Origin of the sequence: Dyadobacter crusticola DSM 16708, assembly GCF_000701505.1 — a bacterium.
GTDB lineage: Bacteria > Bacteroidota > Bacteroidia > Cytophagales > Spirosomataceae > Dyadobacter > Dyadobacter crusticola.
Map to the genome: position 1 here is coordinate 21,411 of NZ_JNJB01000020.1, position 15,725 is coordinate 37,135.

General features: G+C 45.5%; 14 protein-coding genes. 8 read left to right on the forward strand and 6 right to left on the reverse strand.

The features are described 5' to 3' along the window. Positions 1–88: 88 nt before the first annotated feature. The 4 genes from lolB1 to Q369_RS0120050 all read right to left on the reverse strand — a co-directional run bounded on the left by lolB1 (position 89) and on the right by Q369_RS0120050 (position 6,607). Positions 89–931 carry a lipoprotein insertase outer membrane protein LolB1 gene (lolB1, locus tag Q369_RS0120035; protein WP_031529554.1) on the reverse strand — a complete coding sequence of 281 codons (843 nt, stop codon included), beginning with the start codon at positions 929–931 and terminating at the stop codon, positions 89–91. Then, positions 921–2,672, reverse strand: coding sequence for a tetratricopeptide repeat protein (locus tag Q369_RS0120040; RefSeq protein ID WP_229206901.1), 1,752 nt, complete (start codon positions 2,670–2,672; stop codon positions 921–923). The genes lolB1 and Q369_RS0120040 overlap by 11 nt, the downstream gene beginning before the upstream one ends. Positions 2,673–2,816: 144 nt before the next feature. Then, the gene (locus Q369_RS0120045) at positions 2,817–5,237 is read right to left on the reverse strand and encodes a TonB-dependent receptor plug domain-containing protein (RefSeq protein ID WP_035333718.1); all 2,421 of its coding nucleotides are present in this window, start codon (positions 5,235–5,237) and stop codon (positions 2,817–2,819) included. A 35-nt stretch (positions 5,238–5,272) separates the two neighbouring features. Next, positions 5,273–6,607 carry an APC family permease gene (locus Q369_RS0120050; RefSeq protein WP_031529557.1) on the reverse strand — a complete coding sequence of 445 codons (1,335 nt, stop codon included), beginning with the start codon at positions 6,605–6,607 and terminating at the stop codon, positions 5,273–5,275. Positions 6,608–6,984: 377 nt separating this feature from the next. Here Q369_RS0120050 and Q369_RS0120060 point away from each other — a divergent pair, with 377 nt between their 5' ends. Then, positions 6,985–7,371: a hypothetical protein gene (locus Q369_RS0120060; RefSeq protein WP_031529558.1), complete on the forward strand. Its 387-nt coding sequence runs from the start codon at positions 6,985–6,987 to the stop codon at positions 7,369–7,371. Positions 7,372–7,432: 61 nt separating this feature from the next. Here the strand turns inward: Q369_RS0120060 and atpC are convergent, their stop codons facing one another. Next, entirely contained in the window at positions 7,433–7,675 is a 243-nt protein-coding gene (atpC, locus tag Q369_RS0120065) for an ATP synthase F1 subunit epsilon (protein WP_031529559.1), read from the reverse strand. Positions 7,676–7,750: 75 nt separating this feature from the next. Continuing rightward, complete coding sequence (atpD, locus tag Q369_RS0120070) at positions 7,751–9,265, reverse strand: F0F1 ATP synthase subunit beta (RefSeq protein WP_031529560.1); 1,515 nt, start codon at positions 9,263–9,265, stop codon at positions 7,751–7,753. Between the two features lie 259 nt (positions 9,266–9,524). Here atpD and Q369_RS0120075 point away from each other — a divergent pair, with 259 nt between their 5' ends. The 7 genes from Q369_RS0120075 (at position 9,525) to Q369_RS0120105 (ending at position 15,723) form a co-directional block, all read left to right on the forward strand. Beyond that, positions 9,525–9,758, forward strand: a complete 234-nt coding sequence (locus Q369_RS0120075; protein WP_031529561.1) for a DUF433 domain-containing protein — start codon at positions 9,525–9,527, stop codon at positions 9,756–9,758. Then, positions 9,758–10,090 (forward strand): DUF5615 family PIN-like protein, encoded by a 333-nt coding sequence (locus Q369_RS0120080; RefSeq protein ID WP_205624343.1) that lies wholly within the window; start codon positions 9,758–9,760, stop codon positions 10,088–10,090. The genes Q369_RS0120075 and Q369_RS0120080 overlap by 1 nt, the downstream gene beginning before the upstream one ends. A gap of 59 nt (positions 10,091–10,149) precedes the next feature. Further along, entirely contained in the window at positions 10,150–12,813 is a 2,664-nt protein-coding gene (locus Q369_RS0120085; RefSeq protein WP_031529563.1) for a tetratricopeptide repeat protein, read from the forward strand. A gap of 40 nt (positions 12,814–12,853) precedes the next feature. Further along, positions 12,854–13,306 carry a hypothetical protein gene (locus Q369_RS0120090; protein ID WP_031529564.1) on the forward strand — a complete coding sequence of 151 codons (453 nt, stop codon included), beginning with the start codon at positions 12,854–12,856 and terminating at the stop codon, positions 13,304–13,306. A 40-nt stretch (positions 13,307–13,346) separates the two neighbouring features. Next, on the forward strand, positions 13,347–14,057 hold the full coding sequence (locus tag Q369_RS0120095) for an ABC transporter ATP-binding protein (protein ID WP_031529565.1): 711 nt from the start codon (positions 13,347–13,349) through the stop codon (positions 14,055–14,057). Positions 14,058–14,195: 138 nt separating this feature from the next. After that, positions 14,196–14,918: an RluA family pseudouridine synthase gene (locus Q369_RS0120100; RefSeq protein WP_031529566.1), complete on the forward strand. Its 723-nt coding sequence runs from the start codon at positions 14,196–14,198 to the stop codon at positions 14,916–14,918. Between the two features lie 70 nt (positions 14,919–14,988). Further along, positions 14,989–15,723, forward strand: coding sequence for a hypothetical protein (locus Q369_RS0120105; RefSeq protein ID WP_031529567.1), 735 nt, complete (start codon positions 14,989–14,991; stop codon positions 15,721–15,723). The last annotated feature ends 2 nt before the right edge of the window (positions 15,724–15,725 follow it).

The window sequence follows — 15,725 nt, forward strand, 5'->3', positions numbered from 1 at the left end:
GGCGACCAGGGGTACTAAAAAGCATATTATTGATTCTTGCAGGCAAAATACAATTCATGGCCGGCAAATTTAAGCAGACTTTCTGACTTTATTTTTTGCGTTTATAGCTGGAAGGTACATTGAATGGAAATCCCGGGCTTTCAGTCTGCATTTCAACCTTGCTGTGCTTAATGCGCATATTAGTCTGGCTTACCTGCTGATCTTTCGGTGATTTTACATTCAGATTGATGATACTAGAGAAAGGAAACAGAATTCCGCCTACATTCTTAAAATCTTCGTAATCAAGCAAAAAAGCATTCTGGGTAGGTACTTCTGTTGCTTTTAGCCGTGACAGTTTAAGTGTGCTTTCACTGATGTAATTCTCGATTTCCAGCCGGTCTTTGATCTGCCTTAAAACATAAAATTCATTCATTTTGACAAACCTTGCATCGGGTTCCTGGGCAAATGGAAGGTTTCCGACGATCATTGCCTGCAAAAGATCAAAGTTGAGGTCAAAATTATATTGCTTACTCAGCTGCTCGTAATTAAACACGAAATAGTCGCGATGTATTTTATCCATAAATACAATGGAATCGCGGGTAATAATGCCCCTGGCGACTTCCAGACCAACTCCCGTCACAGAAAGCCAGATGATACTATCCTTCTTCATCCGGATATTCACATTGGCATTATCAAAATTCTGGGACTTGCTTTGGAGAGATACCTTTGATTTGGCAGTCAGGTAATTGAATGCAACTTCATTAATCTTGACAGCTTCCACCGGTGCGGCCGCTGCATTGTTAGAAGAATCTGGCACCGAAGTCGCTGTGCCTGCTGCCGTAGAATCTGAAAATGGATTTTCGCTGGTACTTTTGGATGTACGTTGTTTGTGGCAAGCTGTTAACCAAAAAAACGAAATGGCGAACAGCCCGGCTACTAATTTATTGCTCATGTAATGCACCTGTTGCTATTTTTTTGTCAAGAAGTTCAGTGGTTTCTCCCATTCTCTTTGCCTTTTTCCACTGAGCCACTGCATTGTCCCTTTCGCCGAGTTTGAAAAGAACATCTCCATAATGTTCAACAATCGTGCCACTTACGCTGCTGCTGTCGAGCATTGCTTTCTCCAAAAACTCTTTCGCCTTCTTATAATCTTTCCGGATGTACAGTACCCAGGCATGCGTATCCAGGTAAGTCGGATTGTCTTTGTGCTGCTGCACCAGCTTTTCCGACATCTTCAAAGCCAGGTCAAGTTTTTCCTTTCTGAGCGAGAGAAAATAGCTGTAATTGTTTAAAACATGATCGTTATCGGGATTTGCTTTCAATGCGAGCTCGTAAGAAGCATCGGATTTTGCATGGTCGCCCTGCCCGTTGAATGCATCACCCAGGGACGCGTAAATATGCGGAACAAGATCAGGGTTGTTGGTGACCAGTTTAAGGCTCTCTTCCAGAGAAGAAACTGCCTCCCGGTAATTCTTCTTCATCAAATGCGCCGTTCCATTGGAATACCAGAACAGTCCCTGATTTGGAAAAAGCTCCAACGCCTTCTCTGAATGCACCAGCATGCTGTCGATCTGGTTGAGTTCGCCGTCCAGCTGGATCAAGGCAATCCAGATCTTGAAGTCGGAGCCGTCGATCCGGGCAGCTTTTGCGTAAATGTCGCGGGCTTCTGCTTTCTTGTTCTGACGTGCGAGCAAGTCGGCGTATATTACGTTTGCGAGGGCTTCATTCGGGTGTGTTTCCAAAAGCTGCTTCGCCAGCGTAACTGCCTCAGTAATCTCATTTTCTGATTTCAGCATACTCAGGTAACCTGTCAAAACCCTGATTTTCGGCTCTGCTTCTAGGTTTGGATTAGCAAAAACCAGTTTAAGCTCCTGGTTACACTTCTGTACGTCGCCATTGCGGCGGTATATATCTGCCAGCAGTACGTGTGCCTGCGCCTCATCAGGATTGATTTTGAGCGCCTCTTCAAGTGGTGTCACTGCCTCCACGATGCGATCGTTGGCGATCAGCAGCTCGGCCAGTTCTACACGGTAGCTTACCTCGGTAGGTTCGGCATTGATTAGCTTTTTCGCTTCTGCAACAGCTTTATCAAGATTGTTTTGCCTCAGATAAAGCTGCTGTTTCTGGTGTGTGATTTCTTCTGTAATGCCCATTGATTTTTCAAGAACATTATAGGTCTCAATCGCTTTATCAGGCTGATCGTTAAATACGTACACGGCCGCCAGCTCAATTCCATACTGGATATTTTCGGGATTTTTGGCAACTAGTGTTTCGTAAATAGCAGCAGCTTCGGAATATTTCCTTCTCTTGGCATAAAGCTCTGCCAGTTGCTGCGCGTAAAAGATATTTTCCTTGTCAAGCTCGTGCGCTTTCTTAGAGGGGGCAATTGCGTCGTCGTACTTTTCAAGCTTGATCAATGCAGTGGCTACCAAATACTGGCTGGCTGCATCCTGACTGTTTTCCTGCGCCAGTTTCTCAAAAAGAGGCAATGCCCGGGCGGGCTCGTCTTTCATCATAAACTTCATCCCCTCCGTCGCAAGCGACTCTTTTTCAAGGCGAAGACCAACATCTTCGGTTTTTACAGCATCTTTATCACGGTCTTTGTTGCGGCGCTGGGCAAGCGAAGAATGCGTGACGAGCAGACTCGCCAGCATTAAGATCGGAAGGTTTAGTTTCAAATACACGGTCTTCATATTTCAATCAGATGCCATCAGTTTCCGAGACTTGACCGGCTATTTCAGAGTAAACAACAAAGTTACCAATTTTGTCTGTACGACTGGTTCGTAAGACTGTTCAAACAAAGATACTAACGCGGAAATGCAAGTATTCTTGTTTGCTTAATTCACTGAATATGTGCTTCTGGCAAAGCCCGGCGACCCGCTGGTACTGAGCGCTTCTACCCGCACATCGACAATAGTAGCTGCATCAGAATTGAAATACCGGATCTTCGCTTTTCCATTCCCGTCTGTTTTTACCATTGGCGCCCAGAAAATCGTCGCCCGATAATCGGGATTTACGTTCTGCGGTTCCTTCGGTGAATAGGAGGGAGCATAAAATACCTTCGGCACATTGAACCCCGCAATTTTCGAGACCAGCACGCCAGGCACTATATCTTGTGTGTAGTCGTAGCTTGAATTTCCTCGTTTTGTCAAAACTGATATCACTCCATTTCCACCATTCATTCCAAAGATCGCTGCCGACGGGCCTTTCAGTACATCAATGGACTCTACATCATTAACATTCAACGAGGAAATAAAATCCTTATCCACCGGCATTCCGTCCAAAACAAACTGCGGCTCATTCTGATTTCCCCGGATACTCACCCTCGCGTTCATCCCAAAACCCGTAACTGATACACCCGCAACTCTTCCCGCAAGTATATCAAGTATGCTCATTCTACCGGCGGCAAGCTCTGGCGTCACCTTAATGGACGCATCCGCTGTACCATAGATTTTTCGTGGATCGCGTTGGACCTGCTTCTTGGCTTTGATGGTGACTTCCTGCAATAACCGTTCCCGGTTTGCCCGTATTTTTCTGCTAATCTCTTGATCCTGTGCATTTCTTTGTAGGAAATCATTCAGCAGTTTTGCGTCTACGGTAAGTGGATAGTAAGGATTCTCCCCAGGGGATATTCTGGGAATCTCCTGCGGGAAAATGCTGAACGACAGACTTTGATTATTTTTCTTACCCATTCCTTGTACACGTACTTTCAGAGAGTCTTCAAAAATGAGGTTGTACAATGCAAACTGTCCTTTTTCATTTGTCTCGGCAGTCAGGAAATTGCTCAGGCTGTCATTGCTTACGTAAACAGAAAGCGCAGTCTGAGCTGCTGGCTTTTTGTTTCTGCGTGCTTCTCCGGCAAATGTAATACCTTGTTCCACAAAGTATCTTGGGCCTTCAAGTGAATCGCGGAGTACCTCCTCCCATTTAAACCTGCTCCAACCCTGCGTCATCATCAGAATATCACGGTGCATTTTCCGCTCTGTTTTGGTTTCGTCAAAGTAGTAGCCCGGCTGTTCGACGAGGCCTTTTAAATCAGAAGAAAGCAGCAGATAGGAAACAATGTTTTGGTCGTGTATTTGTTGCTGGATTTGTCCGGCATCCGTAATGGACACTGAGATGTGAGTTTCGACTGGCTTCCCGGCTGTATCCGTTACGGCAATTTCAATTTCGGATTGCTCACGCGGCTTATAAGCAGCTTTTGAAGGGTTTACCTGGACCCGGAGACTGTGATTGTGATCGATAAAGATAAGCCGCTCGCACACAGGTCTGTTTTCTTCATTGAATAGCGTCAAATGCGTTATTCCATCTGGCAGATCAGTATTGGGAACATTCATCATTAAACCTTTGCCTGAAATTTTGCCTTTGGCTACAAAAGCAACAATACCGCGCGAGTGCCCGACAATGTTGACAGGGACCTCAGTTTTACCCGGAACCTTTGCATAGGCAATTATCCTGGTTTTCAGCGGATTGGAGGTATTGTCAACAACGAGTGTATAACCCGTTTCATTTACTTTCGGAAAAGCGTATTTCGATGCGCCGCCGTTTTTTTCCCTCAAAAATGCAGTGTAGGAAGACCCGGACTTAGCTGCAAACTGAAAGCGCCCCATTCCCAGGTGCTCACTCTTGAAGGAGGCCACAGTATCATTATTCTGGTCCATGATAAATCCTGCCACATGCTCTCCCATACCCGAGGCATTCACGGCCTTGAACGCAACACGTGTAGCGACTTCGGCCATCAATTCGCCGCCCTCAGGAAAAAACTGTAAATCAATTTTACCGGTCGCAGGAACAGGTGTACTTCCGGCGGGATCGAAGACCTGAATATCTTTATGAAAGAAAAAAGCTTCGGGAGCATTGCGCATCCAGTTGGTATAAGCGCGCAATGAATATGCACCAGGCGGAATGGAGTCGGCCAGTACAATTTCACCATTCCCGATCCCGCCATTCAGGTAAGTGCGCCTTAATGCAAAGTTTTTCCCGGTGTTCTGATCGATCAGGTCCACATACAGCAAATTGCTGGTGCTGTCGGGATTGTGCAGTGAGCCTTCTACGAGAAATGCATTGTACCACAGCGTATCGCCAGTCATATAATAAGGCTTGTCTGTATGCAGATAGGCTTTCTCAACCGGGAGAGCTTGCCGGTAACGGAGCAGCTTTTCGGAGATCATTTTGGTAAAATCTTCGTCTGCCCATTTGAATGCGACTATGAAAAGGAATACCGCAGCAGCTAGAATCCTGATGTGACTTTTGTGCATTGTGACATGTTTTAGTTTGTTGTAGATGAAAGTACTTAGCGATTTGCCCGTCGCACAAAAAGATACGCCGGGTAACTTATTACAAGGAATAACAATGCAAACTGACTGCTGGCCAAGTCCTGGATCACCGCACCTATCAAAAATGCAAGTGAGCAGATCAGCATCGCAATTGGTAAAACAGGGTAAGCAGGAACCTTCCAAGGTCTGGCCAGCTCCGGCTCTTTCTTTCTCAATGCAAGCAGAGACGCGAATGCGGACGCATGTCCAAGTACAAAAAAGAAAGTGGCGATATCCGAGAGCTTCTCACAGGCATCTTTTCCAATTAATATTAAAAGTATGGCGACCCCGGAAGTTACCAGCATTGCTACCGCAGGTGTGCCGCCCTTATTAACGGAGCTGCCGGAAGGCAAAAACAGGCCATCGCGGCTCATTGAATAAAGTACACGAGGATTAAAGAGCAGCTGCGCATTCACAATCCCGAGAATGGATATCATCAGAAATAACGTCACGATTTTTCCTGAACCTTCCCCGAAAATCAAGCGTATCGCATCGGCCGCAGCCAGTTTGGATTGTGCCAGCTCGTTCATGGGCAATACGTGCAAAATAGCGAGGTTACAAAGAAGATAAATGGCGATAATTACCAATACGCCCCCCATCATGGACCGGGGCAAATTTTTGGTTGGGTCACGGTCTTCTTCTGAAAAGTAGGCCGCGGTGTGCCAGCCGTCGTAAGTATAAAAAATGGCTTGAAGAGAGAAAATAACGGGTGCGATCCAGCTGCCTGTCGCTATGATCTTGCTGGTGGTAGTACTTGCCTGTTCGGCAGTGACTTCGTCTCCATAGATATAGCAAACGGCCACGAATGCAAAAAGTCCGATCCCTTTCAGTACGCTCATAATATTCTGGAAGCTGCTGGCCAATGCGAGCCCGATCCAGTGCACGCAGGTCAGCACCAGCAGAATGGCGGCTGCAACGTAAGGTTCGTAGCCCACCAGTGTGGGGATGAGCAATGCCAGGTACTCGCTCATCGTGTATACCCCGAAACCCAGCGCAGAGCAAGTCCCGAGCCAGCTGTTGATGCCCACCACAAATCCGGCATAATTACCGAAAGCGCGCTGCGCATAAACATACCAGGCACCAGCTTTGGGGACCGAAGTACCTAATTCGATGGTACAGAGTGTGCCGAGGAATGCGTAGAGACTTACTGCCGCCCAGAGCAGCATGATCAGCCAGGGTTCGCCGATTTGGGCTGCAATGGGCCCCGGCTTGCGCAATATACCAGTCCCGATGGTGCCGCCCACGGTAACTGCAATGCCGAATCCTACTCCTAATATTTTGAAAAGCTCATTTTTTGCAGAGGGTTGTGTCATATTAAGGAGTGAAGGAATGTGCCTTCCGAAAATAAGAAAAGTTTTTCTTTTTGTAACTTCTATGTTCGTAATGAACTACAATGCATTCGGATGCGGGAAACGGAATGAAGCAGTCGCGCAATTTTCTGATTCACCGCAAGTTAGGTTAATTGATTTTGACGAGTCGTCATTCACTATTTTGAATCGGGAAATACGACGAATGGTCTGGGTTATCTTCAAAAGATTGAAATGATCAACCTTCGCACTTGAAGCACTTCCAGGAATGCGGCAAGATTGGCGGTACCGGGTTCACGGATGTTGCGCATACCTCTGAATAAATAGATTTGTACAGGCTGAGTTAGCAAATTAGTTTGTAAAACAATTCAAAAAGCGAGACTATGGGAATGTTTGACACACTACTGTTCGATATCAACCTCTTACCAGTTTCCGATGAAGAGAAGCAGTTGTTATTGAATGAGGAATTTCAGACGAAGTCTTTGGATAATTTGCTTCGAACTTATCGGATTACCGAGAAAGGGAATCTGTTGTACGGCGTGTACTCAAGTGATTTTTTAGACGATTACGCACCGGCATGCCAATATGAAAAATGGATTGAAGTACCAGAGGTGCATGGCTATATTAGCTTTTATACCTCACTAACCGATTCGAACAGATGGTACGAGTTTGTCGCAAAATTCACCAACGGAAAGTTAGTCGAAGTTTTCCGCAATGAAGGAACGAGGTATGAAGGTAATAGAAAGATGACTGATGTTGGTATAAGCTAAAGCACAAAAAAACCGGATGCCGTTCTCACGACATCCGGTTTTTCACTTTTGATCAATATTCTTAGAGAATCGATTCTGCCAGTACAAGTACTTTGTTATTGAGCACCTCCACAACGCCTCCGTCGATTAGAAAGGATTGCTTTGCAGCTCCGGTGTCAATTACCACGTCGCCTTTGCCAAGTGTACTTACAAGCGGCGCGTGGCGGTTCAGAACCTGAAATTGTCCTTCCGTACCCGGTAACGTTACAGCAGTTGCCTCTCCGGCAAAAACTTTCTTATCTGGGGTAATTATTTCTAAATGCATGGTTGAAAGTTTTAGTTTATGAGTTTAGAGTCAATGTGTTAAACTCATGAACTCATAAACTCTGGACTCTTTAACTTATCTAGTTGCTTCTGCAAGCATTTTTTCTCCTTTCGCCTGCGCATCTTCGATGGTTCCAACCAGGTTGAATGCCATTTCAGGAAGATGATCGTAAGCTCCGTCCATGATCAGGTTGAATCCTTTGATAGTATCATTGATATCTACCAATGTTCCTTTCAAACCTGTGAACTGCTCAGCAACGAAGAATGGCTGCGACAAGAAGCGTTCTACACGACGAGCGCGGGATACAACCAGCTTGTCTTCGTCAGAAAGTTCTTCCATACCAAGGATCGCGATGATATCCTGCAATTCTTTGTAGCGTTGCAAAATATTTTTCACGCGCTGTGCGCAATCGTAGTGAGCTGCACCCAAAGTTTCAGCATTCAGAATCCTTGAAGCTGAGTCCAATGGATCCACCGCAGGGTAAATACCTTTTTCAGAAACTTTACGGCTCAATACCGTAGTTGCGTCCAAGTGAGCAAATGTTGTTGCAGGAGCAGGGTCAGTCAAGTCATCCGCAGGTACGTAAACCGCCTGTACAGATGTGATTGATCCACGTTTTGTTGAGGTAATGCGTTCCTGCATTTGACCCATTTCCGTTGCAAGTGTTGGCTGGTAACCTACCGCAGAAGGCATACGTCCCAAAAGAGCGGATACCTCAGAACCTGCTTGTGTAAAACGGAAGATGTTATCGATAAAGAATAGGATATCACGTCCCTGACCTTCGCCATCACCATCGCGGAAATACTCCGCCATCGTCAAACCCGACAATGCAACACGTGCACGTGCGCCAGGAGGCTCGTTCATTTGTCCGAAAACAAAAGTTGCCTGTGAATCCTTTAATGTATTATAGTCTACTTTCGAGATATCCCAGCCGCCTTCTTCCATGCTGTGCTTGAACTCTTCGCCGTATTTAATGATACCAGCTTCGATCATTTCACGCATCAGGTCATTTCCTTCACGGGTACGCTCGCCCACTCCGGCAAACACTGAAAGACCTGCGTAGGCTTTCGCGATGTTGTTGATCAATTCCTGGATCAATACGGTTTTACCAACACCTGCACCACCGAACAAACCAATTTTACCCCCTTTTACATAAGGAGCAAGCAAATCGATTACTTTGATACCTGTAAAAAGGATTTCGGTTGATGTCGCCAGCTCTTCAAATTTAGGAGCTGAACGGTGGATAGAGATACCGTTTGATGAATCCAAAGGTGTAAGTCCGTCGATCGCTTCACCGATTACGTTGAATAGACGGCCTTTAATTCCTTCACCGATTGGCATTTTGATAGGAGCTCCAAGCGGACGAACTTCCATTCCGCGTTGCATACCTTCGGTACTATCCATTGCGATAGTGCGGATCCGGTCTTCGCCCAGGTGCTGCTGGCACTCAAGAACTACTTTCGACCCGTTCGGTTTGATGACTTCTAACGCATCTAGGATAGCCGGAATGCTGATGCTATCTTCAAATGATACGTCTACAACCGGACCAATTACCTGCGTAATTTTTCCTATGTTTGTCGCGTTTGCCATTATATGAATTTGATTATCTCGAATGAGGTTTTTTTCAGACCGCAAAAGTAGGAGATAATTTGGTCAGTACCAAGAGCGGAATTATTGATTTATTGGATATTTTTTAGAAAATACCTACTTTGTTAGGAGCAAAATAGAATTTTGATTGTTTGTTGTGAGGAAAGCTTAACGTTTAACATTGTTGCAGATATATATAATGTTAATGTCTCAATCTAACCGGAATACGTCAACTAAGGATCAGCTTTAAATAGAAGAAAACATGAATGCGCAATTGCTTGAACGTATCACCTTCAACCCTGACCAATGTGATGGAAAGCCGTGTATCCGTAGTATGCGCATCAGGGTGACAGATGTAATTGAGCTGCTGGCTGCTGGTGTTACCCCTGCGCAGATTGTTGACGATGAGTTACCGGATCTTGAACCGGAAGATATTACTGCCTGCCTTCTTAATGCTGCGGCTAAGCTCAATCATCCAGTCCTTCAAGCAGCTTGATGCTCATTCTTGATGCTCATCTTTCACCGGGTTTGGCCCCCTGGATTGTATCAAACTTTGATCTGGAGTGTAGTTCTACACAATTCTTGAACCATCGACATTCCCCTGACAATGATATTTTCTTTCGTGCAAGAGCATTAAACGCCATAGTTATCACAAAAGATGAGGATTTTGTAAAACTCCTTGATCGCTATGGCAGCCCTACTAAGGTTATCTGGCTGACTTGCGGCAATACTTCTAAAATGAGGCTAAAAGAAATTTTAAGCGCCAAGCTAAAAGATGCGCTGAAATTACTTCACACATCAGATCTGGTCGAAATAACAGGTTACTGATATTTTCGTTGAGGTATATACAATTATTAAAATCCCTAGGGAAGTCTGTTAATATAAATATGAAGGAATTGTTTTTCTGGAAAGTATGGTCAGTATCTGAGCGCAGAATGGCGGTTGTGATGCTGGCTGTCCTGGTTTCCGCCGTTGCATTTTTTATACTCAAATGCATAGATCCGCTTCAAAATGTAGTCCGCTGGAATGTGGTAAGCGAAATGTCAGAAACCGGCGCTATCGTTGATTTTTTGCGGATCGGACAATGGCAATACGGCGTTTCCACCCCCTCGCATCTTGTAACTGAAAGTTTTATGGCTTCGGTAATGGAGATCGATTATGTGACCGTACAAGTATTTTGGCTCTTTGCAATCATCGGTATCAGTCTGATTTTAGCTGCAATCACTACCTTATCCCGATTTTGGTACCTGGCCGGGATGGTTGTCTTCATTATGTTCCTGGGCTTTTCGAAGCTGGAAATTCTGTCGGGGGCCGGTGAAGGAAACAAGCTGCTGTTCATTATAACTGTCCTGATCTACGGTATTACGACCTACTACTTTCATGCATTCAGGCAGGACGCCGGCATAAGTATGAGAATAGCCGGTGTACTGGCAGCGTCAATACTGATTTTTGCGGTTGCTTATTTCACATCTCCGATCAGTTTCACTGCACTGGCCGCTGCGACCTACTCCTTTCCATTCTGGTTGCTGCTAACCGCATTGTTCCTGCTCGTTTGTTCAACCGAGATTATGGCCGGACTGGTTTGGCTGAGTACCAGCGGCTCTGTTCGGAAGGGAAGTACCGGATTGATCAACTTCATTGTGATCAGTGTGTTGTACCTGATCTTGCTCCTGTTGATTTATCTTAAAAACACCAAGCAAATAGACTGGAATGTAACGCTGGTCAGCCCCGTTGTGCTTGCATTGATTGCCGGAGTAGCCGGAATCTGGGGTTTCAGAAGACGCGCCGATTCAACAGGCGGCATGCTTCCATTCAGAAGTGCCGGGTTCTGGATTTACATTGGGCTATTTATCATTGCGGCTGCATTCACAGGCTTAATGGCAGGAATGGCCAATGATCCGGTATTGGAGGCATTGGAAGATGTGGTAGTGCAGGGTCAGCTTGCAATGAGTGTTTTGTTCTTCTTTTATGTTCTGGTCAACTTTTTTCCTCTTTTTCAACAAAAGCTGGCTGTCTACAAAGTCCTGTACAAACCGCTCAGATTTGGGCTGACACAAACACGGTTGTTCGGTTTTGCAGGTGTGGTAATATTATTTTCTATTCAAAGACTGCTGCCGGTTAATCAGGCTATCGCCGGGTATTTCAATGGACTGGGCGACTTGCACGCCCGAACCCAGGAGTTTGCGCTTGCCGAGCAATATTACAAACTCGCATTGCAGCAGGAATTTCAAAATCACAAGTCTAATTACTCGCTTGCCTCGCTCGCTATTCGCCAGGGCGACCGCACTGCCGCAGCTTTTTACTTCCGTCAGTCATTACTGAAAAATCCATCTCCACAGGCTTATGTAGGATTGAGTAGTATTTTGACTCAGGAAAACCTCTTTTTCGATGCGGTGCACAGTTTGCAGGAAGGTGTTGGAAAGTTTCCGAAAAGCGGGGAGCTACTTAACAACCTGGGTATGCTTTATTCCAAAACCAATGTAGCCGACTCCGCTTACTATTACCTCGAAAGAGCAGAAAACAGTAGTGCCCGCTCCGAGATTCCGGCCACGAACTTGCTTGCTATTCTTGCGAGAAACACAGACGCAGAATTGCTGGATTCTCTCGCATCTTCAACAGAAAAGAGGGAATACCTTTCGTGGCAGGCCAACTGGCTGGCAGTTCAAAATCTTAGACAGGAATTTACAAAGGAGGAATGGAATGCGAAGGCAATCCCGGCTGACTCGCTTCTGAGCGTTTCTTCATCCGTGTATGTTCTTAATTACGCATTAAACCAGGCCAGATCGGATGCATCTACTGCGATATTGCTGAATAAACTTGCGTCCAAAAATCCCGTGCTGTCGAAAGATCTGAGCTGGGCGGCGCTCTATCCGGAGTTTTATAGTGGCGACAAGCTCAAAGCCTTGCAGGTTCTTACCGCGCTGGCTTCTGATGAAGAGGAGCAAAGCGAACTGTACCACAAGGTTTTAGGACATTGGTTTTTACAACTCGGACTTTATGAAAAAGCAATTGAAAGTCTGGCAGATGTGGAGGGAGTAGAAGGTACCATCGGAATGGCGGTTGCCAATGCACTTTATGATAAGAAAGAAGTGGCAGTCATTTTATTGGATAAAATTCAGAAACCCGAGAATAGCGTAGCAATTGAAAATCTGAAAAGAAACCTTTTCTCAGGTATAAAACCAAAGTCACCTACAGACTCGCTGCTGGCGGTTGCAGTCCGTTCGCCTTCCGACGTGAATTTCGAAAATGCGGTCCGTGCTAATCCGTTCGATGCAAAAAGCGTTGCAGCAACTTCCGAATATCTGCGTAAGAAAAAACAAACAGGAAAAGCGTACAAAATGGTACTGGACGCGCTTGCCTACAATGAATATGCGCCACAATTGTGGGAACAATATGCATTGTTAAGCCTCGACCAGGGACTGACAGGACAGGCCGACGAAGGTGAAAGCAAGGTCAGGCAGTATGCAGATCAAGCCGGTTATCAGCAATTTATGAGCCGCTATCAACCTATGCGGGCACTTATCGAAAAACAAAGAGCGGAGTTTCAGTGATTTAATATTTTAGATTGCTGTAAGTTATACCTGGCTAAATATGTCTTTAATCATCAATTCGAATTTCAGCGGAACCGAGAGCCGGCTGTTCAGAGGTAAGCTGATCGTAGGATTGCTGAAAATCAATGCCTGGAAGGAAGACGGCTACGGTGAACTCGACGGAAGTATGCTGCGGTTCAAAACGCGTGGCTTTTGGAACAGGGTTACTGAAATCAGGGATATCGAAGGAGTAGGAATTTTGGGCAACATTAAATACAATTTGTTCAAAGGCACTGCCGAGATTACCTATGAGGAAATAACTTACAGCTGGAAATTCAGTAACTGGATGCAGCAGCAATGGATCGTGAAAAAGGATGAAGACGAAGCCTCATTCAAATCGACCAGTTTTTGGAAATATCAAGGCGAGCTGTTCAATGAAGGAATCCCGTCGGCTGTTTTGCTCGCCTCGCTTTTTGTACAGGGGCATTTCCGCCGGATGACAGCGGCATCTTAGTACTATCACCTTTAAACGCTTTTCAACAAGGAATTTCAATATGAAAATCATCGAGACTAACGAGATTGCAAAACGTTATGTAATGGGAAGCGAAGTGATCCAGGCACTCAAATCTGTGACTATTTCGGTAAATAAAGGTGAATACGTCGCATTTATGGGCCCGTCGGGTTCTGGCAAATCTACGTTAATGAATATCATCGGCTGTCTCGATACGCCCACAACCGGCCGCTACATTCTGAATAGCAAAGATGTGAGCGATATGACGGAAAGCGAGCTTGCAGAGATCAGGAACAAGGAAATCGGGTTTGTTTTCCAAACATTCAATCTTTTGCCAAGAATGTCGTCGCTTGATAATGTTGCATTGCCATTGATTTATGCAGGATTGAGCAAGTCGGACCGCACGGAGAAAGCGATGCTGTCATTGAAAAACGTGGGACTCGAAAATCGGGCCGGGCACAAGCCGAATGAGCTTTCAGGCGGTCAGCGCCAGCGGGTTGCAATTGCCAGGGCGCTTGTAAATGATCCCAGTATTTTGCTGGCTGATGAACCGACAGGTAACCTCGATACAAAGACTTCTTACGAGATTATGGATTTGTTCGATCAGCTGTATAGCCGGGGCAATACCATCGTAATGGTAACTCACGAAGAGGATATCGCCCACTACGCGCACCGCATTGTCCGCCTCCGTGACGGATTGGTTGAGTCAGATACAATTAATCCCAATCCTACGAAAGTAAGTGCGTTGGTGTGAAACTATTAAGTCTGTCAAAAGATATACAGATTCATTAGTTTTGTAAATCAGAGCGAAAAATCTTGATTTCGAAATTTTCGTAAATCCGAATGAGTTACTCTCAGGTAATTCATTCGGATTATTTTTATCAGAACAAACATGAAGATCAATTTCAGCGACATCATTATATTCGAAAACGAGGATTTTCTCGTGGTAAACAAGCCGCCGCATCTGGCGACACTGGACGAGAGGACTGCGGATAGGGGAGGAAGCGTACTCAGGCTTGCTAAGGAATACAATTCAGAATTGCAGGCCGCACACAGATTGGATAAGGAAACTTCCGGGGCATTGGCTTTTGCCAAGAACCCTGCTGCTTACCGCCACCTGGCTATGCAATTTGAGCACAGGGAAGTGACAAAGCGCTATCACGCGGTCACAAATGGCATTCACAAGCTCGACAGTATCTCAGTATATCTGCCGATTTTGCCTTTGAAAAACGGAACAGCGGTGAAAATTGACCGCGCAGAAGGAAAGGTGGCAGAGACGATCTTCAACACTTTGCAGGTTTACCGGGGTTACACATTAGTGGAATGTATCCCCATTACCGGCCGAATGCACCAGATCCGCATTCACCTTTCCTGCTTGAAAGCGCCGATCGTTTGTGATCCGCAGTATGGCGGCGAGCCGATTTTTCTTTCAAGTTTGAAACGCAAGTTCAATCTAAAAAAGGAAACGGAGGAGCAGCCTCTCATTCAGCGCGTTGCATTGCATGCGCATTCACTTTCATTTGCATTAATGGACGGCGAGCCTGTTCGTGTTGAAGCGCCTTACCCCAAGGATTTTGAGGTACTTGTAAAGCAGCTCAACAAATTCGGAATGTAGTAGCATAATTTTTTACAGGTTTGATGAAAGTTTGTGTAGGTTTAAACACATTTTCATCAAACCTGATTTTATGCGGATACACACATCTAACCTCCTCCCGGTCATTCTGATCGCTCTTCTGTCCTTTTCCCTCGTACAGAATACCCTCGCACAAACTGCGCGTAAAAACGATGTGATCGTCAAACGGGACAGTTCCCAAATTCAGGCGCTTATTACGCAAATGACCTACGAAAAGATTAACTACCGCGATCTCAGCACATCGGACAGCGCCAAAGCCTACATCTATATGGATCAGGTTGCAAGAGTTTTGTTGAAAAACGGAAAGATTTTAAATGTGCGCGATTCAGTTCTTGTAGGAAAAACACCGCCTGATTCAGTCGGTCAATACGCGGATCTTAATAATTTACCAACAGATCCTTTTGAGAAAAGCGTCGTAATGGCGAATTCGGATCAGCTGCGGGATAAGTATGAATATTACCACAACAAGGCGATCGACGGAAAGACAGGTGCCATTGTTTTTACTTCTATTGCAGTAGCTACTCTTGTTTCCGGAATTATTGTGGGCGCAGTTGGTGAAGATCAAGATGATAAGAAATTTGGAACTGCGCTTGCAATCGGGGGGCCTGTTTTTGGCGGGGTTTTTGGTTTACTTACTTTTAATAAGTACCGTGTTAATCATAAAAAAGCTAACAAGGTCAAAGCAGAGCTTGAACGCCGCGGTCAGCCGCTCACTACATTTAAAATCGGGCCCAGCTTTGATCCGTTTAATAAATCCGGCCAACTCACAATGCGCGTGACATTTTGATA